This window comes from Streptomyces fumanus, from assembly GCF_014655295.1.
Classification (GTDB): domain Bacteria; phylum Actinomycetota; class Actinomycetes; order Streptomycetales; family Streptomycetaceae; genus Streptomyces; species Streptomyces fumanus.
Window position 1 is genome coordinate 40,822 of the sequence record NZ_BNBI01000015.1, and the last position, 19,538, is coordinate 60,359.

The following is a 19,538-nucleotide window of genomic DNA, read 5'->3' on the forward strand; positions in this document are numbered from 1 at the left end:
TGCCTTCTCGGTCGTGACCTGCCCCGATGCGCTCGGGGCGGGCCGTTGTCAGTGGTGCGTGCTTCACTGAAATGGAGCCGGAATCAGCGGGCCGGGGGTCAGCCGAGTCCGGCCAGTCGGAGCAGGAGTTGTTTCACGTCGGTGGCCGCCACACGGTCACCGACAGCGCGGGGGGTGGAGCAGATGAGGAGCGGACCGTCGTCGTCGCTCGCGGGAAGGCGGCCGTGGCTGCCGCGAATAGGTGAGGCGTCCAGCGGCACCACCGCCATGCGGTAGCGCATGCCGAGTTTCTTGCGGGCCAGCGCGGTGGCTGCCTTGACCTTGACATAGGGGTCGAGCGGGTCCATGAACAGCTCGACCGGGTCGTAGCCGGGTTTGCGGTGGATCTCGACCAGCCGTGCGAAGTCGGGCGCGCGGTCGTCGTCGAGCCAGTAGTAGTACGTGAACCAGGCGTCCGGTTCCGCGACGGCGACGAGTTCTCCGGCGCGCGGATGGTCGAGGTGGTGGGCCTTCTTGCCCTCGTCGTCGAGGAGCTGCTCGATGCCGGGCAGTCCGTCGAGGGCGGCGCGGGTGGCGGCGAGGTCCTCGGGGCGGCGCACGTAGACGTGGGCGATCTGGTGGTCGGCGACCGCGAAGGCGCGGGAGGCCATCGGGTCGAGGTACTCCATGCCGTCCTGCGTGTGCACCTCCAGCAGGCCGGCGCGGCGCAGGGCGCGGTTGATGTCGACGGACCGGTTCACCCGGGTGATGCCGTACTCGGACAGGGCGACGACGGTGCGTCCCTCGGCGCGGGCGTCGTCCAGGAGCGGGGCCAGGGCCGTGTCCAGGTCGGTGGCGGCCCGCAGGGAGCGGGGGTCGTCGGGGCCGAAGCGCTGGAGATCGTAGTCGAGGTGCGGGAGGTAGCAGAGGGCCAGGTCGGGGCGGCGGGTGCGGATGATGTGCCGGGTGGCGTCGATGATCCACTGGCTGGAGACCAGGTCGGCGCCGGGTCCCCAGAAGTGGAAGAGGGGGAAGGTGCCGAATTTCTCGGTGAGTTCGTCGTGCAGGGCCGGGGGCCGGGTGTAGCAGTCGGGTTCCTTGCGGCCGTCGGCGTAGTAGACGGGACGGGGGGTGACGGTGATGTCGGTGTCGGCGCCCATGGCGTACCACCAGCAGATGTTGGCGACGGTGTAGCCGGGGTGGGCGCGGCGGGCGGCGTCCCAGAGCTTGTCGCCGGCGACGAGTCCGTTGTGCTGGCGCCACAGCAGGACGTCGCCGAGTTCGCGGAAGTACCAGCCGTTGCCGACGATGCCGTGTTCGGAGGGGAGGGCGCCGGTGAGGAAGGTGGACTGGGCGGCGCAGGTGACGGCGGGCAGGACGGTGCCGAGCGGGGCGCGGGAGCCGGACCGGCCGAGCGCCTTGAGGTGGGGCATGTGGTCGAGGAGACGGGGGGTGAGGCCGACGACGTCCAGGACCAGGAGCGGGGTGGGGCCTTCGGGTCGGGTCACGGCAGCTCCTTCAGGCCGAGGTCGGTGAGCAGTTCGCGGGCGAGGGTCAGCTCGGCGGCGATGCCGTCGGTGAGCTGGGCCCGGACCCGGGGCCGCAGCTCGGGCGGGAGGGCCTGCCAGGTGTAGGTCTCGACCTCCAGGTGCCGGGTGAGGGGGTGCGGGCCGCCGACCAGCTTGGTCAGGGCGGACTTCAGGACGGGGAGGGTGGAGGTGAGGGGCGCGGCGGGGTCGGCGTGCAGCGGGACGTGGAAGTGGGCCCGCCAGGGCGCCGTGTCGGGCAGGGCGTCGCCGGTGAGCGCCTCGTCGAGGTCGTCGGTGCCGGCGAGGCCGGCGGGGGTGGTGGTGCGGGTCTGGTGCAGGAAGCGGGGTTCGGCGAAGGCGGCGAGGGCCGCGCGGACCTCGGGGAGACGGGGGTGTTCGGCGTGCAGGGCGGCGGAGAGCTGCGCCTTGACGATGGGGACGCGGGCGACGCCGAGGGTGTCCAGGGCGGTGTGCGGATCTTCGAAGGAGGTGGCGAGATGGCAGGTGTCCACACAGATGCCGACGCGGTCGTGGCCGATCGCGGTGAGCGGGGTGATGGCGTCCCGGGTGGTCTCGACGACACAGCCGGGCTCGGGCTCCAGGCCGACCCGGATGGAGCGGCCGGTCAGCTCCTCCAGGGCGTCCAGGCGTTCGGCCAGGGTGAGCAGGGCGGCGCGGGCCTTCTCGGCGCGGGCGTCGTCATAGGCGGTGCGCCAGGCCAGCGGGAGGGTGGAGATGCTGCCCTCGGTGACGTCGTCGGGGAGCAGCCCGGCGAGCACACGGGCCAGAGAGGTGGTGTGGTCCAGGCGTTCGGGGTCGGCCCAGTCCGGCTGGTAGACGCGGTACTTGACCTCCTCGGCGCCGAATCCCTCGTAGGGGAAGCCGTTGAGGGTGACGACCTCCAGGCCCCGCCGGTCGAGTTCGGCGCGCAGGCCGCGCAGCGCGGACGGGTCGGTGACCAGGGCTTGGGCGGCGTCGCGGGCCAGCCACAGGCCGATGCCGAGGCGGTCCCGGCCGAGGCGGCGGCGGACCGGCTCGCAGTGGTCGCGGAGCTGGGCGAGGACGCCGTCGAGGGTCTCGGCGGGGTGCACGTTGGTGCAGTAGGCGAGGTGGACGACGGAGCCGTCGGGGTGCCGGAAGCGCATCGCTCACTCCCCGCCGCGCAGGATCGAGTTGCCCTCGTGGGTGGCGTCGGGGGCGGTGACGTCCAGGTCGAGCCGTCCGCTGAGCCCGTAGAACGCGACGGGGTTGCGCCACAGCACCCGGTCCACGTCGTCCTCGCCGAAGCCCTCGGTGAGCATCAGGTCGGCGACCTTGCGGGTCTTCAGCGGGTCGCTGCGACCCCAGTCGGCGGCGGAGTTCACCAGCACCCGGTCGGGGCCGTACTCGCGGAGGATCGCCACCATCCGCTTCTCGTCCATCTTGGTGTCCGGATACACCGAGAAGCCGAGCCAGGCCCCGCTGTCCTTGGCCTCCTTCACGGTGGTCTCGTTGAGGTGGTCGACCAGCACCCGCTCCGGGGGCAGCGCGGACTCGCGGACCACATCGAGGGTGCGGCGCAGACCGGCCAGCTTGTCGCGGTGCGGGGTGTGCACCAGGGCGGGCAGCCCGTGGTCGGCGGCGAGCTGCAACTGGGCGGCGAGCGCGGTGTCCTCGGCCGGTGTCATCGAGTCGTAGCCGATCTCGCCGACGGCGACCACGCGGTCCTTGACGAGATAGCGGGGCAGGTCGGCGAGGACGGGGGCGCAGCGCGGGTCGTTGGCCTCCTTGGGGTTGAGGGCGATCGTGCAGTGGTGGGCGATGCCGTACTGGGCGGCGCGGAACGGCTCCCAGCCGAGGAGGGCGTCGAAGTAGTCGTGGAAGGAGGCGGGCGAGGTGCGGGGCTGGCCGAGCCAGAACGCGGGCTCGACGACGGCGCGGACACCCGCGGCGTACATGGCCTCGTAGTCGTCGGTGGTGCGGGAGGTCATGTGGATGTGGGGGTCGAAGATGCGCATCAGGACTCCTTGCCGTGGGGGCCGGCCGGGCGCCGCGACGGGGACGCGGGACCGGTCAGGGCCAGGACGCGGTGCAGGTCTTCGGGCACGGGACGGCCGGCGGCGGTGCGTTCGGCGGCGTAGTCGGCGAGCATCCGGGCGAGTTCGCCGTCCCCGTGGGACCGGCGGTCCAGATCCGCCACATGGTCCACCGGGACGCCGGTGAACAGGCACTTCAGCACGGCGTGCCGCCACTGGTGGGCGTCGAGGTGGCGGGCCGCGTACGGTCCGACGGCGGCGGCCAGCAGCCGGGTGTCGTTGGTGCGCAGGGCGTCCTCGACGAGCGGGAGGGCCTCCGGGCCGGGCACCAGGTGGGGCAGCGCGTACAGGACGGCACGGCGTTCGTCGGCGGTGCCCTGGTGGTAGACCCGGGCCAGCGCGTCGGTGTCGGCGCCGGCCGCGTGCAGGATCAGCACGCGGGCCGCGTCGGCATGGACCGGGCCGCAGCGGCGGGCGGCCTCGGCCAGCCGCAGCTCCCACACGGAGATCGGCCCGTGCCCGCCGGGGTGCGTGGCCGCCTCCTCCAGTGCCTGGTCCAGCCAGGCCCGGGCGGCACCGCCCAGCCGGGCGTCGAGCGCGGTGCGCAGGTCGGCCGGGGAGGTGTGGGCGGGGGTGGTGTGGGCTGGGGTGGCCGGCTCCGAGGGCGGGTTCTGCGGGGGGTGGGTGGTGTGGGGGTGTCTCATGGGGTGCTCCCTTGTGGGGTGGCCGAGGGCACGCCGGTGGGTGGGGCGGCCGACGGCGGTACGTCGGTGACGGCGCCGGAGGCCGCCAAGGGGGTGGTGGCCGAGGTCGCCGCCGTGTGGAGGAAGGGGAGGGAGTGGGTCGCGTAGTGGGGGCCGGCGTGGGAGTGGCGAGGGAGTTCGACGACGGTGAGGCCCTGGTAGCCGGTGGCGGCGAGGGCCGCGAGGACGGGCGGGAAGTCGATCTCGCCCTCACCGAACGGGAGGTGTTCGTGGACGCCGCGCCGCATGTCCTCGATCTGGACGTGCCGCAGCCAGGGGCCGGCGGCGCGTACGCAGTCGGCGGGAGAGAGCGGTTCGAGGCACTGGCAGTGGCCGATGTCCAGGGTGAGACCGAGGGCCTCGGGGTCGCCGAGGGCACGGCGCAGCCGGTGGAAGTCGGTCAGGGTGCCCAGGAGGTGACCGGGCTCGGGTTCCACGGCGAGCGGGACGCCGGAGGCCGCGGCGGCGTCCACGACGGGGGCGAGGGCCTCGGCGAGGCGCTGCCACGCGGTGTCCTCGTCCGTGCCGGCGGGGGTCACGCCGCTGAAGCAGTGCACGGCGTGGGCGCCGAGGTCGGCGGCGATCCGGACGGCCCGCAGCAGCAGGTCGACGCGGCGGGCGCGGTCGTCGGGGTCAGGGTCGAGGAGGGAGGGGCCGTGTTTGCGGCGCGGGTCGAGGACATAGCGGGCGCCCGTCTCGACGGTGACCCCGAGGCCCAGCGCGGCCAGGCGGTGCGCCACCCGGCGGGTGCGGGCCGCCAGGTCCGGGGCGAGCGGGTCGAGGTGCATGTGGTCCAGGGTGAGCCCGACACCGTCGTATCCCAGGTCGGCGAGGAGCGTCAGCGCGTCGTCGAGGCGGAGGTCGGCGAGGCCGTTGGTGCCGTAGCCGAAGCGGAACGGGGGGACGGCGGGACGGGACGGTACGGGTGGTGTGCGGCGCGTCATGTGATGCTCACCTTCCTCGCGAACCGCCGGCCCAGTGGGGCGAGCCCCGCGACCACCGCCGCGAGGGCGCCGGCTCCGGCACGGGCGGCGAGGGCGGCCTGGAGGGGGATCGTGGCGCGGATACCGCCGCCGACGGCGCGTTGGGTGAGCGGGGGTGAGGGGTTGAGGGCGGCGTGGAGATAGGGGCGGGCGGCCGTGGCGGCGTAGACGGCGGCGAGGGCGGTGGCCAGGGGCTCACGGCTGCTGCCGGGGCGCGCTCCTGGACGCCGGAGCAGGGGGCCCGCGGTCCCGGGGCCGCGCCGGGAGCCGCCATCGGTGCCTGGGCCGGTGCCCGGTCCGGTGCCTCGGCCGGTGCCCGGTCCGGTGCCTGGGCCACCGAGGGCGGGTGGCGTACCGTGCTCCGCCCCGGGGCCGGGCGCTGGGCCGCCGGGGCGCCGGGCGGTGTCCGGTGCCGTGGGGGCCGGGCCGGTGGCCGTCGGGGTGGGGCCCGGCAGGCCGCGGGAGGCTGCTTCCCGTCGGCCTGCCGGGTGTCGGGTGGGGTGCCGGGCCGTCAGGCGGGTCAGTACGGCGGTGGTGGCCAGGGCCGCGAGGGGGGCCAGCGCCGAGCCGCCCGTGGTCTCGCGGCGGGAGACGGTCGTGACCGCGAGGGTGTGGGTGCCGAGGAGCGCCGCCGAGGGCAGCGCCGGGCGGACCCGGCCGGTGGTGGCGGCGCCCAGGAGGAGGTCCAGGGCGCGGGCTCCGGCCATGGCGACGGGGCCGGCCGGGGTGTGCTTCAGGGTGAGGTCGTAGGCCCAGACGGTCGCCGCGAGGGGCGTGGCCACGGCGAGCGCGGGGCGGCCGGCGCGTGCGGCGAGGGCCAGTCCGGCCGCGGTGAGGGCGCAGGCGGCGGTGAGGGCGGTGGACGGGTGGACGCGGCCGGAGGGGAGGGGGCGGTGGGGGCGTTCGGCGGCGTCCTCGGTGCGGTCGGCCCAGTCGTTGAGGACCATGCCGGCCTCGTACAGGCAGAGGGAGGAACCGATGGCCAGGAGGGTGCGGGGTCCGGGCCGGGCCCCGGCCGCGGCGACGCCGGCCAGGGCGTCGCCGGGGACGGTGAACAGGGCCGGCAGGCGGAGCAGTTCGGCCCAGGCGAGCGCACGGGAGGGGCGGCTGTCACCCGCGCCCGCGTCTCCGCGCGCCGTGGCGGCCCCCGTCGCACCGCCGCGCGCCGCCACGCCGAGGGCCCCCGCGCCGACGGCCCCGGCAGCGGCGTCAGCAACCCCGGAACCGGTGACCCCGGCACGAGCGCCTCCCACCTGGGAAACCTCGGTCACCCCCCTCCCCCGGCTCACCGACGCTCCCCGGCCTCGGCACCGACACCGGCCTCGGCACCACCGGCCTCGGCACCACCACCGGCACCGGCATCCCTCACGGCCGCCCTCGCAGGCGTCAGCGGTGGCGCCGCGTCCCGCAGCCGTTCCGCGAACGCCATCAGCTCGGCGTACTGCTCCCCCAGACCGGACGGGCCGTCGCCCACCGGGTCCTTGAAGTAGAAACCCAGTTCGCGGAGGGGTCCGGAGCAGCCGCGTTCGTGGGCGCGGGCGGTGAGGCGGGCGAGGTCGAGGACGAGCGGGGCGGCGAGCGCGGAGTCGCAGCCCTGCCAGATGGTCTGGAGGATCATGCGGGAGCCGAGGAAGCCGTCGAAGGCGACGTGGTCCCAGGCGGTCTTGAAGTCGCCGAGCGAGGGGACGTCGTCGATGTGGACCTCGCCCTCGACGGGGGCGCCGAGGGTGTCGGCGAGGACGCGTTCCTTGCCGGCGTTCTTCGCCGCCGCGGCGGCGGGGTCGGCGAGGGCGGCGCCGTCGCCGCCGCCGAGGAGGTTGGTGCCGGACCAGGCCCGGACACTGAGGGCCCGCTGGGCGAACATCGGGCCGAGGACGGACCGCAGCAGCGTCTGGCCGGTCTTGCCGTCGCGGCCCGCGTACGGCAGACCACTGGCGTCCGCCTCGGCGGCCAAGGAGGGGTGATGGAGGCCGGTGGAGGGGGTGAAGTTGACGTACGGGCAGCCGGCGCGCAGGGCCGCCGCCGCGTAGAGGGAGCTGGGCGGCAGGTCGCGGCCAGTGGCGAGCGGTTCGGTGGACGCCACGTTGACGACCACGGTCCGCGCCACTCCCGTACGGCGCGTGAAGTCGCGGATGTCGGCGGCGAAGGCGGTGATCAGTTCCTCGGTGGTCCGGGTGTCGCCGGGCAGGGGTCCGCCGGGGCGTACCTCCCGTTCGGCGGCGGCCAGTTCGGCGTGGACGGCGGAGGGCAGGCCGGGGGGCAGGACACCGCCGGCGGCCAGGGTCTCGGCCCGCTTCGGCAGGGGGCAGTCCACGGTGTCGTGGCCGCCGAAGACCAGGGCGGCGAGGGGCGGGAGTCCGGAGCTGGCGAACTGGGGGGCCTCGGTGACCATGCCGGTCGGGGGGTGCAGTCCGGCGGTGACGGCGGCGGCGCCCGCCACCACGGTGGTGGCGACGGAACCGCGCGCGCCGATCAGCCACACACCGGTACGGGAGTCGGAGGACGAAGAAGAGGAGGAATTGGAAGAGGAAGGGGAGAGGGAGGTGGAAGGGGAAGAGGACGCGGACATGGGCAGCCTCCTTGTCGAACGCGTCATGGTGGAACCCCGGAGACACCGGGCGAGGCACGGCCCCCCGAAGAATCAGGCACCCCCGGAGGGCCAAGCGCCCCCCGGAGGGCCCGGTGGCGGCGGGCGGGGGTCCGGCGTCCCCCGCCCGCCGCCGTCTGTGGCCCCGAGGGGGCTAGGAGGACAGCTCCTTCAACTGGATGTCCCGGAAGGAGACCTTGTCGGCGGCGCCGTGGTTCTGGAGGCCGATGTAGCCGTCCGTGAGGCTCCGCTGGGGGTCCTTGTTGGTGAAGTCGTTGATCTTGACTCCGTTGAGGAACACCTGGAGGCGTTCGCCCTGGACCTTGATCTCGTAGGAGTTCCACTGCCCGGGCGGGCGCAGGACCTGGTCACGGGCCTTGATGTTCGCCGACTTGAAGGAGTAGACGGCGCCCGTGGTGCGGTCGGGGGTGTCCGTGGCGTCGATCTGGATCTCGTAGCCCTTGTCCACCGCGGACCAGGGGTCGTCGGAGGCGGGGAAGCCCACGAAGATCCCGGAGTTGTCGTCGCCCCGCATCTTCCAGTCGAGGGTGAGCGAGTACGACTTCAGCTCCTTGGCCTGGTACCAGAGCAGTCCCATGCCGCCGTTGGACTCCAGGGTGCCGTCCTTGATGTCGAAGCCGCCGGGGCCGGCCTGCTTCCAGCCGTCCAGGGTCTGGCCGTTGAAGATCTTCCGGTAGCCCTTGTCCGGCTTGCAGTCCGCCTTGACCTGGCCGGTGGCGTACTGCAGGCCGCCGAGCAGGTGGGCGCGGAACGACTCGTCGGCGTAGGACTCCTTGGTGTGGCCGAGGCCGGTGTAGAAGGAGCGGCCGCCCTCGTACTTCTGGCACCAGGCGATCGGGTGGTCGCCCTTCATGGTGCCGCCCTGGTAGGTGGTCTCGTCGAGGGTGGCGAGGACCTTGGCCCGCTCGCGCGGGTTGGTGCGGTAGTTGTACAGCTCGTCGGTGCGGACCCAGGTGTCGTCCAGGTGCGCGGTGGCCGGGTGGTCGTGGTCCTCCACGCGGACGGTGGCCTGCTGGATGGCCGGGTGCGAGGCGAAGTAGGCGCCGACCAGGCCGCCGTAGAACTGCCAGTCGTACTCGGTGTCGGCGGCGGCGTGCACGCCGAGGTAGCCGCCGCCGTTCTTGATGTAGTTCTCGAACGCGGTCTGCTGCTCGGCGTTGAGCACGTCACCGGTGGTGGACAGGAAGGCGACCGCGTCGTACTTGGCGAGGTTGGCCGTGGTGAACTGCTTGGCCTCCTCGGTGGCGGTGACGGTGATGCCGGCCGGGGCGCCGAGTTCCTTCAGGGCGGCGATGCCCTGCGGGATGGCGTCGTGGCGGTAGCCGGCGGTCTTGGAGAAGACCAGGACCTTCTTGCCGTTCTTGAAGGGCTCCTTGGAGAACTCGAAGTCGTCCACATCGAACAGGGCGCCCTCGCCGCCCTTGAAGACGAGGTAGATGTCGGTGGTCTTCTTGGGCAGCGACCGCAGCGGCACGTCGACGTTCTGGAACGTCTCCCAGCTCCCGGTCGGCGGGATGTAGGCCGAGCCGTGCAGCGGGCCGGTGGGCGAGCCGGTGCGCAGTTCGACGTAGCCGCCGGCGCCGCCGGAGGAGGCGCGGACGGTCATCTTCTTCTGCCCGTCGAACTTGTAGGGGCTGAAGGAGATCCAGTCGCCGTCGTTGATGTCGCCGACGGTCTTGCCGCCGTTGGCGCCGGTCTTGTCGTAGGTCTGGATGCCGGACTGGGTGGTGAAGTGCTCGGCCTGGCGGTGCAGCGGCTGGAGCACGGTGCGGGCGGTGCCGGTCAGCGCCTCCTGGCCGTTGGCGCCGCCGTCGGTGTAGCTGGCGCCGACCACACCGTAGATGTTGGCGTTGGGGTCGTGGCCGCCCTCGCCGGCCGGCGGCTTGAGGGTGCCCTCACAGCCCATCTCGCTGGTCAGCTCGTGGGCGTGGTGGTCGTGGCCGAGGCTGTAGGTGACCTTGACCTTGGAGCAGTCGACGGTCTCCTCGGGGTCGGTGACGGTCACCTTGAACGGGACCGGCTCGCCGAACGCGGCCAGGGTGCCGTTGCCGGGGATGTCGATGCGCACCTTGGGTTCGGTGTTGCCGACCACGATGCGGACGCTGGCGTTGCCGGTGTTGCCCTCGGGGTCCTCGGCGGTGAAGGTCGCGGTGTAGGTGCCGGCCTTCTTGTAGCGGTGGGTGGGGGTGAGCCCGGTGCCCGTGGTGCCGTCGCCGAAGTCCCAGCGGTAGGTGAGGTCGGTGGAGTCGGCGTCCTTGGCGGAGCCGGTGAAGGTGACCTTCAGGCCCACCGCGCCGGAGGTCTTGTCGGCGCTCACCTCGGCGATCGGGGAGTAGCCGTCCTCGGCGTTCTCGATGCGGTAGAGGGCGGAGTCGTCGTCGCCCTGGAACCAGGACAGGCCGTAGTCGAGGACGTAGAGCGCCCCGTCGGGGCCGAAGTCCATGTCCATGATCTGGGTGCCGGTCCACGGGAAGTCGTTGATCGACGCGACCGACCCGTCCCCGTTCTGCTCGATCCGCTTGATCCACTGGCGGCCGAACTCACCGGCGAAGAAGTCACCGTCGTACGCCTCGGGGAACTTCACCTCGGAGTCGAGGTCGGGGTCGTAGTGGTAGACCGGGCCGGCCATCGGGGACTCGGAGCCGCTGCCGAACTCGGGCACGGAGTCGTCGTCGTACGGTATCCAGGCCGGCTGCGCGGGCGGCAGGTCGACCAGGCCGGTGTTGTGCGGCGAGGTGTTCTTCGGGGCGGCGCAGTCGAAGGGCTCGCCGGAGGTGCCGGTGGCGAAGTCGTAGTCGACGTACGGGTCGTTGTCGCCGGTGCAGAACGGCCAGCCGAAGTTGCCCGGCTCGGTGACCTTGGCGAACTCGACCTGTCCGGCCGGGCCGCGGGCGGGGTCGGCGGCGCCCGCGTCGGGGCCGTAGTCGCCGACGTAGACGATGCCGGTCTTCTCGTCGACGCTCATCCGGAACGGGTTGCGGAAGCCCATCGCGTAGATCTCGGGGCGGGTCTTCGCGGTGCCGGGGGCGAAGAGGTTGCCCTCGGGGATGGTGTACGAGCCGTCCTCGGCGACCTTGATGCGCAGGATCTTGCCGCGCAGGTCGTTGGTGTTGCCGGAGCTGCGGCGGGCGTCGAAGGCCGGGTTGCGGCTGGACCGCTCGTCGATCGGGGTGAAGCCGTCGGAGGCGAACGGGTTGGAGTCGTCGCCGGTCGACAGGTACAGGTTGCCCTCGGCGTCGAAGTCGATGTCGCCGCCGACGTGACAGCAGATGCCGCGGGAGGTGGCGACGTCCAGGACCTTCTTCTCGCTGGACAGGTCCAGGGTGCCGTTGGGGTTGAGGACGAAGCGGGAGAGGCGGTTGACGCCGTCGAACTTGGCGAAGTCGGCGGCGGTGCCGTTCTCCGGGGCGTCGCCGTCGGGGGTGTCGAGCGGCGGGGCGTAGTAGAGGTAGATCGCCCGGTTGTGCTCGAAGTCCGGGTCGATGCCGACGCCCTGCAGGCCCTCCTCGTCGTGGTCGTAGACGTCGAGCTTGCCGGCGACCTTGGTGACGCCGCCCTGGTCGGTGAGGCGCAGGGTGCCGTCGCGCGAGGTGTGCAGGACGCTGCGGTCCGGGAGCACGGCGAGCGACATCGGCTCGCCCATCTCGGGTTCGCCCTTGGCGAGCGGTACCTGCTGGAACTGCCCCTCGGCCGCGGGGGCCGGGGTGTCGTGCTCCGGGTGGCCGGGGTGGGCGCCGGCCACGGTAGCGGGGGTGCCGACGGCCAGCAGCAGGCCGGTGAACAGGGCGAGGGTGGTGCGGACTGTCCTTCTCCTGGGGGTTCTGAGCCTGGTTGGGTGCACGAGGTCCCTCCGGGAACGGGTGAGCCGTACGGGTGGGTGCGGGCGGTGCGGTGCGGGCTCCGGGGTGCGCCGTCACCCCGGAGCGAGCGGGGGCTAGTTGCCGAACGCCGCGTCGAAGGAGGCGGACGGCGGCTCGTAGTCGTAGGTCTTCAGGCGGGTCAGGGCCTCGGGGGCGCCCTGGAGGCGGTCCATGCCGGCGTCCTCCCACTCCACGGAGACCGGGCCCCGGTAGTCGATGGCGCGCAGCATCCGGAAGACGTCCTCCCAGGGCACGTCGCCGTGTCCGGCGGAGACGAAGTCCCAGCCGCGGCGCGGGTCGCCCCAGGGCAGGTGGGAGCCGAGGCGGCCGTTGCGGCCGTCGAGGCGGGTGCGGGCCTCCTTGCAGTCGACGTGGTAGATCCGGTCGCGGAAGTCCCACAGGAAGCCGACGGGGTCGAGGTCCTGCCAGACGAAGTGGGACGGGTCGAAGTTGAGGCCGAAGGCCGGGCGGTGGTCGACGGCTTCGAGGGCGCGCTGGGTGGTCCAGTAGTCGTAGGCGATCTCGCTGGGGTGGACCTCGTGGGCGAAGCGGACGCCCTCGGCGTCGAAGACGTCCAGGATCGGGTTCCAGCGGTCGGCGAAGTCCTGGTAGCCGCGTTCGATCATCGCTTCGGGGGCGGGCGGGAACATGGCGACCAGGTGCCAGATCGCCGAGCCGGTGAAGCCGATGACGGTGTCGACGCCGAGCCGGCGGGCGGCCCGCGCGGTGTCCTTGAGCTCGGCGGCGGCCCGCTGCCGTACGCCCTCGGCGTCGCCGTCGCCCCAGATCCGGGCGGGCAGGATCGCCTGGTGGCGTTCGTCGATGATGGCGTCGCAGACCGCCTGGCCGACCAGGTGGTTGGAGACGGCCCAGCACTTCAGGCCGTACTTGTCGAGGAGCTGGTGGCGGGAGGCGACGTAGGAGGGGTCGGCGAGGGCCTTGTCGACCTCGAAGTGGTCGCCCCAGCAGGCGAGTTCCAGGCCGTCGTAGCCGAAGTCGCGGGCGAGTCGGCAGACCTCCTCCAGGGGCAGGTCCGCCCACTGGCCGGTGAAGAGCGTGAAGTTGCGCGGCATGTCGCTGCCAGCCTCCTCAGGGGGCGATCGGGGTGTAGACGGAGTTCTTCTCGGCGCTCTCCTCCACCGCGGCGAGCACGCGCTGCACCTGCAGTCCGTCGGCGAAGGAGGGTTCCGGGCGGCGGCCGTCGGCGACGGCGTGCACCAGGTCGCGGGCCTGGTGGACGAAGGTGTGCTCGTAGCCGAGGCCGTGGCCGGGCGGCCACCAGGCGGCCAGGTAGGGGTGTTCGGGTTCGGTGACGAGGATGCGGCGGAAACCGGCGTGCTCGCCGGGCTCGGTGCCGTCGTGGTAGGCCAGTTCGTTGAGCCGTTCCAGGTCGAAGGCGAGGGAGCCGTGCTCGCCGTTGAGCTCGATGCGCAGGGCGTTCTTGCGGCCGGTGGCGTACCGGGTGGCCTCGAAGGAGGCGAGGGCGCCGGAGGGGAAGCGGCCGGTGAAGACGGCCGCGTCGTCCACGGTGACCTGGCCGGTGGTGCCGTCCGCCGATCCGGCGCTCAGGCCCCGGGCGGCGCCGGCGGGCAGCGGGCGCTGCCGGACGAAGGTCTCGGTGAGGGCGGAGACACCGGCCAGCTTCTCGCCGGTCAGGTACTGGGCGAGGTCGACGATGTGCGCGCCGAGGTCGCCGAGCGCGCCGGACCCGGCGAGTTCCTTGCGCAGCCGCCAGGTCAGCGGCGCCTCGGGGTCGACCAGCCAGTCCTGGAGGTACGTCACCCGCACGTGCCGCAGCCTGCCGATCCGGCCCTCGGCGACCATCCGCCGGGCCAGCGCGGTGGCCGGTACCCGGCGGTAGTTGAAGCCGACCATGGCGATCTGGCCGCGGGCGGCGGCCTCGTCGGCGGCGCGGGTCATGGCCTCGGCCTCGGCGACGGTGTTGGCGAGCGGTTTCTCGCACAGGACGTGCTTGCCGGCGGCGAGCGCGGCCAGCGCGATCTCGGCGTGGCTGTCGCCGGGGGTGCAGATGTCGACGAGGTCGACGTCGTCCCGGGCGATCAGGGCCCGCCAGTCGGTCTCGGCGGCGGCCCAGCCGTGCCGGTCGGCGGCCGCGCGCACCGCGTCGGCGTCCCGGCCGCAGATCGCGGCGAGCACGGGGTTCAGCGGCAGGTCGAAGACCCGGCCGGCGGTGCGCCAGCCCTGGGAGTGGGCGGCGCCCATGAAGGCGTAGCCGACCATGCCGACCCGCAGCGGCGGTCTGCCGACGGCCGCCCCGACGCCCCGGGGCGCCGCCGCGGCCGACGCCTCGGTGGCGATGGCCCCGGGGGCCCCGGCGGCCCCGGCGGTCGGCGGCACCGTGGCGGTGGCGTCCACGGTCCCGCCGGTCGGCGGTACCGTGCCGACCGCCGCGGTGGCCGGCGGCACGCTGCCCACCGCCCCGGTGGCCTCACCGGCCGTCGTCCCGGTGGCTCCGGCGGCGCCGGCCCCGGGGGCCGATGCCCCCGCCCCGGGGACCGGTGTCTGCGCCCCGGCCCCCTCGGGCTGCTGCGGCTGTCCCATGCGGTTGTCCTCCTCGTCGTGGTGGCGCGGTGGGGGGTGCTCCCCGTCCCTGAGGGCTGGTCAGGCCCGTGGGGCGGGGTGCCTCACTTGAAGCCGGTGGACATGTACTGGTCGACGTTGTCCTTGTCGACGACGGCCGAGTAGAGGGTGATCGACGCGGGGATCTCGTACTCGGCGAGGCCGCCGATCCCCTTGCCCTGGCCGAGGGCGCGGGCCAGGTCGATCGCGGAGGCGGCCATGGTCGGCGGGTAGAGGACGGTCGCCTTCAGCACGCCGTTGTCCTGCTTGATGGCCTGGAACGCGGAGAGCGCGCCCGCGCCGCCGACCATCAGGAAGTCGTCGCGTCCGGCCTGTTCGATGGCGCGCAGGGCGCCGACGCCCTGGTCGTCGTCGTGGTTCCACAGGGCGTCGAACTTCGACTGCGCCTGGAGGAGCTGGGCCATCTTCGCCTGGCCGGACTCGACCGTGAAGTCGGCGGCCTGGCGGGCCACCTTCTTGATGTTGGGGTAGTTCTTCAGGGCGTCGTCGAAGCCCTGGGTGCGCTGCTTGGTCAGCTCCAGGTTGTCCAGGCCGGCCAGCTCGACCACCCGGGCGTCGGCCTTGCCCTTGAGCTTCTCGCCGATGTAGTGCCCGGCGTTGAGGCCCATGCCGTAGTTGTCGCCGCCGACCCAGCAGCGGTACGCCTGCGGGGTGTTGAAGACCCTGTCCAGGTTGACCACCGGTATCCCGGCCCGCATCGCCTTCAGCCCGACCTGGGTGAGCGCCTTGCCGTCGGCGGGCAGCACCACCAGGACGTCGACCTTCTTGTTGATGAGGGTCTCTATCTGGCCGATCTGCTGGGCGGTGTCGTTGGAGCCCTCGGTGACCTCCAGGGTCACGTCGGAGTACTTGCCCGCCCGGTTCTTGGCCTGGTCGTTGATGGCGTTGAGCCAGCCGTGGTCGGCGAGCGGACCGGCGTAGCCGATGGTGACCGGCTTGCCGGGCTTGTCGTCGGCGGCCGGCCGGGTGTCGGCGGCGGCCTCCTTGTCGTCGTCGGACTCGTTGCTCGTGCACCCGGTGAGGAAGGCACCGGCGGAGACGGCGGCGGCTCCGAAGAGCAGTCCTCTGCGGCTGGCGAGGGGCGTGTGCTCAGGCATGGCGGTGAACCCTTTCCTCAGGTCGTGCTCGCGGTACGGCGCTGGACCAGCACGGCGGCGACGATGATCGCGCCCTTGGCGATCTGCTGGACGTCGCTCTGCAGGTTGTTCAGGGCGAAGATGTTGGTGATCGTGGTGAAGATCAGGACGCCGAGCACCGAGCCGACGATGGTGCCCCGGCCGCCGCTGAGCAGCGTGCCGCCGATGATCGCGGCGGCGATGGCGTCGAGTTCGTAGAGGTTGCCGTTGGTGTTCTGGCCGGAGCCGGACAGGACGATCAGCAGGAAGGCGGCGATGCCGCAGCACAGCCCGGACAGCAGGTAGAGGTAGAGCCGCTGGCGGCGGACGTCGATGCCGGCCAGGCGGGCGGCCTCGGCGTTGCCGCCGACGGCGACGGTGCGGCGGCCGAAGGTGGTGCGGTTCAGCACCAGCCAGCCGATGACGGTGACGGCGGCGAAGACCAGCACCAGGGGCGGGACGCCGAGCACGTAGGAGTCGCGTTCGCCGAGGTCCAGGATGCCGTCGACGGTGACGATCTGGGTCCGTCCGTCGGTGATCTGCAGGGCCAGGCCGCGGGCGGAGGCGAGCATGGCGAGGGTGGCGATGAACGGGACCATCGCGCCGTACGCGATGAGGACGCCGTTGACCAGTCCGCAGCCGACGCCGACCACGATCGCGGTGAACAGGATGCCGAAGAAACCGTACTCCTGGGTGGCGACCGTGGTGGCCCACACCGAGGCGAGGGCGACGATGGCGCCGACGGAGAGGTCGATGCCGCCGGAGATGATGACGAAGGTCATGCCGACGGTGACGACGCCGATCACGGACGCCTGGGTGAGGACGAGCTGGAGGTTGCGGGTGTCGAGGAACTCGTCGGGCTTGGTGATCCCGCCGATGATCACCAGGACGGCGAGGACACCGAGCAGGGAGAGGGTGCGGACGTCGGCGCGGGCGATCACGCCCCGCCAGGCGGGCGGCCCGTCCACGGGTGCCGCCTTGCCGGTGCCGTCCCGGGGCGGGGATGCGTGCTGCGTCATGACGCCGGGCTTCCTTCCATCACGAGGTCGAGTACGCGGTGTTCGTCGAGTTCGCGGGCGGGTGCCTCGTGCACGACCCGGCCCTCGCGCAGTACCAGCACGCGGTCGGCGAGGCCGAGCACCTCGGGGACCTCGCTGGAGACCAGCAGCACGGCGAGGCCCTCGTCGGCGAGGCGCCGGATGACCGCGTACAGCTCGGCGCGGGCGCCGACGTCGACGCCGCGGGTGGGTTCGTCCAGGAGCAGCACCCGGCAGCCGCGCAGCAGCCAGCGGGCGAGGACCGCCTTCTGCTGGTTGCCGCCGGACAGGGTGCGCACGGGCACGTCCGGGTTGTCGGGCCGGAGCGACAGTTCGCGGGTGGCGGCGCGGGCGGCGCCCAGTTCGGCGCCGCGGTCGATCCAGCCGGCCCGGGCGAACCGGGACATGGTGGAGACCGACACGTTGCGGGTGACGGACTCCAGCATCAGCAGGGCCTGGGCCTTGCGTTCCTCGGGGGCGAGGCCGAGTCCGGCGCGGACGGCGGCCCGTACGCTGCCGGGCCGCAGCGGCCGGCCCCCGACCAGCACCTGTCCGGCGGTGGGCTTGCGGGCGCCGAAGACGGTCTCCAGGATCTCCGAGCGGCCGGAGCCGACCAGTCCGGCCAGCCCGACGATCTCCCCCGGGCGGACGTCCAGGTCCAGGGGCGCGAACTCGCCCTCGCGGGTCAGCCGCCGCACGCTCAGCACCGGTTCGGCGGCCGGCGGCGACACGGGCCGGTCGGGGAAGACGTAGGCGACGTTGCGGCCGGTCATCAGGGAGACGACCTCGCTGGTCGGGGTGGACTTCGCGGGCAGTCCGCGGGCGACGGCGCGGCCGTCCTTGAGGACGGTGACCCGGTCGCCGATGCGGCGGATCTCCTCCAGGCGGTGCGAGATGTAGACGACGGCGACTCCGGCGGCGGTCAGGTCGCCGACGATCCGGAAGAGGTTGTCGACCTCGTCGGGGTCGAGGGCGGCGGACGGCTCGTCCATCACGATCAGCCGTACGTCGTGGGAGAGGGCCCGTGCCATGGAGACGATCTGCTGCTGCGCCGCCGACAACTCCCCCACCAGGCGGCCGGGTTCGATCTCCGGGTGGCCGAGCCGCTTGAGCAGGGCGCCGGTCGAGGCGCGGGCCGCCTTGCCGCGGACCACGAATCCGGCGGTGGTCGGCTCATGGCCGAGGTGGACGTTCTCGGCGACCGACAGGTGCTCCACCAGGTCGAGTTCCTGGTAGATGGTGGCGATGCCCAGGCGCATGGCGGCGATGGGCGAGCGCAGCGTCACCTCCTCGCCGCGCCAGCGGATGGCGCCGGTGTCGGGCTGGTGGGCGCCGGCCAGGACCTTGATGAGGGTGGACTTGCCGGCCCCGTTCTGGCCGAGCAGACAGTGCACCTCGCCGGCCTGGACGTCGAGGTCGACGCCGTCCAGGGCCCGGACTCCGGGGAACGACTTGGTGATGCCGGACATGCTGAGCAGCGGTGGTTCTGGTGCCATGTGGGGTCCCCTCGGCGGGCGTGCGGGCCGGTGACAGGGCAGTTCAGGGCGGTTCGGGGCAGAGCTGGGCGGTGCGTGGCGGTACCGGGAACGGGCACGGCGGGGCGGAGCGCCGCGCGGGAAGGCGTGCTCTTACCAGGGGTGCGTGCGGGTGGGGTCGTACGGGTGGCGCGTAGGGACGTGCGGCTTGGTACGTACGGACGTGCGGGTGGTGCGTACCGGAGGTCGTACGGGTGGTGCGTACCGGGGTTGTACGGGTGGTGCGTACGGAGGTCGTACGGGTGGTGTGTGCCGGGGTCGTGCGGGTGGTGCGGCTCTACGCGGGGGAGAACAGGTGGTCGCTGATGAGCCGGGCCGCGCCGATGACTCCGGCGGTGGGGCCCAGTTCACCGAGCACGATGGGCAGGTTGCCGGTCGCCAGCGGCAGCGACTGGCGGTAGACCTGGGTGCGGATCGCGGCGAGCAGGGTGTGGCCGAGGCCGGTCACCCCGCCGCCGATCACCACGAGACCGGGGTTGAAGAAGCTGACCAGGCCGGCGATGACCTGGCCGGTGCGGTTGCCGCCCTCGCGGATCAGGTCGAGGGCGGTGGCGTCGCCCGCGGCGGCCGCGGCGGCGACGTCGGCGGCGCTGAGGCCCCCGTTCGTCTCCAGGCGGGTCGCGAGTTCGGCCGACCGGCCCTGCTGGGCGGCCTCCTCGGCGTCGCGGGCGAGTGCCGCGCCGCTGAAGTGGGCCTCCAGGCAGCCCCGGTTGCCGCAGGCGCAGGGGCGGCCGTCGGGCACGGCCTGGATGTGCCCGATGTCGCCCGCGCTGCCCGTCGTTCCGCGGTAGACCTGACCGCCGACGATGATGCCGCAGCCGATACCGGTGCCGATCTTGACGACGAGGAAGTCCTGCACGGTGCGGGCGACGCCCGCGTGCTGCTCCCCCAGCGCCATCAGGTTCACGTCGTTGTCGACCATGACGGGGCAGCCGAGTTCCTGGCTGAGCGCCTCCCGTACGGGGAAGCCGTCCCAGCCCGGCATGATCGGCGGTGCCACGGGGACGCCCTCGGGGAAGCGGACGGGCCCGGGGACGCCGATGCCGGCGCCGTCGAAGCCCTCCGCGAGCCCCGAGGCCCGCAGCTTGGCGGCCATGGACAGGACCTGCTCGAAGACCGCGACGGGTCCCTCGCGGACGTCCATGGGCTGGTTGATGTGTCCGAGGATCTCCAGCTCGGCGTTGGTGACGGCGACGTCGACCGAGGTCGCGCCGATGTCGACGCCGAGGAAACGCAGGTGCGGGTGGAGCCGGATGTTGTGCGAGCGGCGCCCGCCGCGGGAGGCGGCGAGTCCGTCGGCCACGACCAGCCCGGTCTCCAGCAGCCGGTCCACCTCGACGGCCAGCTTCGACCGGGAGAGGTCGACCTGGTCGCCCAGTTGGGCACGGGAGTTGGGGCCGCCGTCGCGCAACAGCTTCAGCAGCTTGGCCTGGTGGGCGTTGGCGGGTCGTGCGGTCATGCGTCTCACGAGCCCCTCCCCGCCTCAATCGGCCGCCTGCTGTCGTGCTTTCGAAGGGAACGTAGCAGCGGCTG

Annotated in this window: 14 protein-coding genes; all 14 read right to left on the minus strand. The window is 73.1% G+C overall.

Annotated elements, in window-relative coordinates; all coding sequences use genetic code 11:
• Window positions 1–98: 98 nt before the first annotated feature.
• Entirely contained in the window at window positions 99–1,487 is a 1,389-nt protein-coding gene (locus IE316_RS28815) for an alkaline phosphatase family protein (protein ID WP_190207460.1), read from the minus strand.
• Window positions 1,484–2,653, minus strand: a complete 1,170-nt coding sequence (gene eboE / locus IE316_RS28820; protein WP_190207461.1) for a metabolite traffic protein EboE — start codon at window positions 2,651–2,653, stop codon at window positions 1,484–1,486. Before eboE ends, IE316_RS28815 begins: the two co-directional genes overlap by 4 nt.
• 3 nt (window positions 2,654–2,656) lie before the next feature.
• Entirely contained in the window at window positions 2,657–3,505 is an 849-nt protein-coding gene (locus IE316_RS28825; protein ID WP_190207462.1) for a TatD family hydrolase, read from the minus strand.
• A complete protein-coding gene (locus IE316_RS28830) occupies window positions 3,505–4,227 on the minus strand; it encodes an EboA domain-containing protein (RefSeq protein ID WP_190207463.1) in 723 nt (240 codons plus the stop codon). The genes IE316_RS28825 and IE316_RS28830 overlap by 1 nt, the downstream gene beginning before the upstream one ends.
• Window positions 4,224–5,210, minus strand: coding sequence for a sugar phosphate isomerase/epimerase family protein (locus IE316_RS28835; protein ID WP_190207464.1), 987 nt, complete (start codon window positions 5,208–5,210; stop codon window positions 4,224–4,226). The genes IE316_RS28830 and IE316_RS28835 overlap by 4 nt, the downstream gene beginning before the upstream one ends.
• Window positions 5,207–6,502 (minus strand): SCO3242 family prenyltransferase, encoded by a 1,296-nt coding sequence (locus tag IE316_RS28840; protein WP_229910597.1) that lies wholly within the window; start codon window positions 6,500–6,502, stop codon window positions 5,207–5,209. Before IE316_RS28840 ends, IE316_RS28835 begins: the two co-directional genes overlap by 4 nt.
• 32 nt (window positions 6,503–6,534) lie before the next feature.
• The gene (locus IE316_RS28845) at window positions 6,535–7,818 is read right to left on the minus strand and encodes an inositol-3-phosphate synthase (protein ID WP_190207465.1); all 1,284 of its coding nucleotides are present in this window, start codon (window positions 7,816–7,818) and stop codon (window positions 6,535–6,537) included.
• A 172-nt stretch (window positions 7,819–7,990) separates the two neighbouring features.
• Complete coding sequence (locus IE316_RS28850; RefSeq protein ID WP_190207466.1) at window positions 7,991–11,698, minus strand: ThuA domain-containing protein; 3,708 nt, start codon at window positions 11,696–11,698, stop codon at window positions 7,991–7,993.
• A 93-nt stretch (window positions 11,699–11,791) separates the two neighbouring features.
• On the minus strand, window positions 11,792–12,790 hold the full coding sequence (locus IE316_RS28855) for a sugar phosphate isomerase/epimerase family protein (protein ID WP_190207467.1): 999 nt from the start codon (window positions 12,788–12,790) through the stop codon (window positions 11,792–11,794).
• 16 nt (window positions 12,791–12,806) lie between these two features.
• Window positions 12,807–14,279: a Gfo/Idh/MocA family protein gene (locus IE316_RS28860; RefSeq protein ID WP_373311338.1), complete on the minus strand. Its 1,473-nt coding sequence runs from the start codon at window positions 14,277–14,279 to the stop codon at window positions 12,807–12,809.
• Window positions 14,280–14,362: 83 nt separating this feature from the next.
• Entirely contained in the window at window positions 14,363–15,415 is a 1,053-nt protein-coding gene (locus IE316_RS28865) for a substrate-binding domain-containing protein (protein WP_190207468.1), read from the minus strand.
• 17 nt (window positions 15,416–15,432) lie between these two features.
• Window positions 15,433–16,452, minus strand: a complete 1,020-nt coding sequence (locus IE316_RS28870; RefSeq protein ID WP_190207469.1) for an ABC transporter permease — start codon at window positions 16,450–16,452, stop codon at window positions 15,433–15,435.
• Window positions 16,449–17,966, minus strand: a complete 1,518-nt coding sequence (locus IE316_RS28875) for a sugar ABC transporter ATP-binding protein (protein ID WP_190207470.1) — start codon at window positions 17,964–17,966, stop codon at window positions 16,449–16,451. Before IE316_RS28875 ends, IE316_RS28870 begins: the two co-directional genes overlap by 4 nt.
• A 316-nt stretch (window positions 17,967–18,282) precedes the next feature.
• Window positions 18,283–19,464, minus strand: a complete 1,182-nt coding sequence (locus tag IE316_RS28880; protein ID WP_190207471.1) for an ROK family transcriptional regulator — start codon at window positions 19,462–19,464, stop codon at window positions 18,283–18,285.
• Window positions 19,465–19,538: the final 74 nt, after the last annotated feature.

Excerpts from the sequence above, each read along its gene's own strand:
- IE316_RS28880 (WP_190207471.1), bottom strand. The coding sequence starts at position 19,464 with ATGACCGCACGACCCGCCAACGCCCACCAGGCCAAGCTGCTGAAGCTG.
- IE316_RS28875 (WP_190207470.1), bottom strand. The coding sequence starts at position 17,966 with ATGGCACCAGAACCACCGCTGCTCAGCATGTCCGGCATCACCAAGTCG.
- IE316_RS28855 (WP_190207467.1), bottom strand. The coding sequence starts at position 12,790 with ATGCCGCGCAACTTCACGCTCTTCACCGGCCAGTGGGCGGACCTGCCC.
- IE316_RS28830 (WP_190207463.1), bottom strand. The coding sequence starts at position 4,227 with ATGAGACACCCCCACACCACCCACCCCCCGCAGAACCCGCCCTCGGAG.
- IE316_RS28825 (WP_190207462.1), bottom strand. The coding sequence starts at position 3,505 with ATGCGCATCTTCGACCCCCACATCCACATGACCTCCCGCACCACCGAC.
- IE316_RS28870 (WP_190207469.1), bottom strand. The coding sequence starts at position 16,452 with ATGACGCAGCACGCATCCCCGCCCCGGGACGGCACCGGCAAGGCGGCA.
- IE316_RS28845 (WP_190207465.1), bottom strand. The coding sequence starts at position 7,818 with ATGTCCGCGTCCTCTTCCCCTTCCACCTCCCTCTCCCCTTCCTCTTCC.
- IE316_RS28835 (WP_190207464.1), bottom strand. The coding sequence starts at position 5,210 with ATGACGCGCCGCACACCACCCGTACCGTCCCGTCCCGCCGTCCCCCCG.
- IE316_RS28860 (WP_373311338.1), bottom strand. The coding sequence starts at position 14,279 with ATGGGACAGCCGCAGCAGCCCGAGGGGGCCGGGGCGCAGACACCGGTC.
- IE316_RS28865 (WP_190207468.1), bottom strand. The coding sequence starts at position 15,415 with ATGCCTGAGCACACGCCCCTCGCCAGCCGCAGAGGACTGCTCTTCGGA.
- eboE (WP_190207461.1), bottom strand. The coding sequence starts at position 2,653 with ATGCGCTTCCGGCACCCCGACGGCTCCGTCGTCCACCTCGCCTACTGC.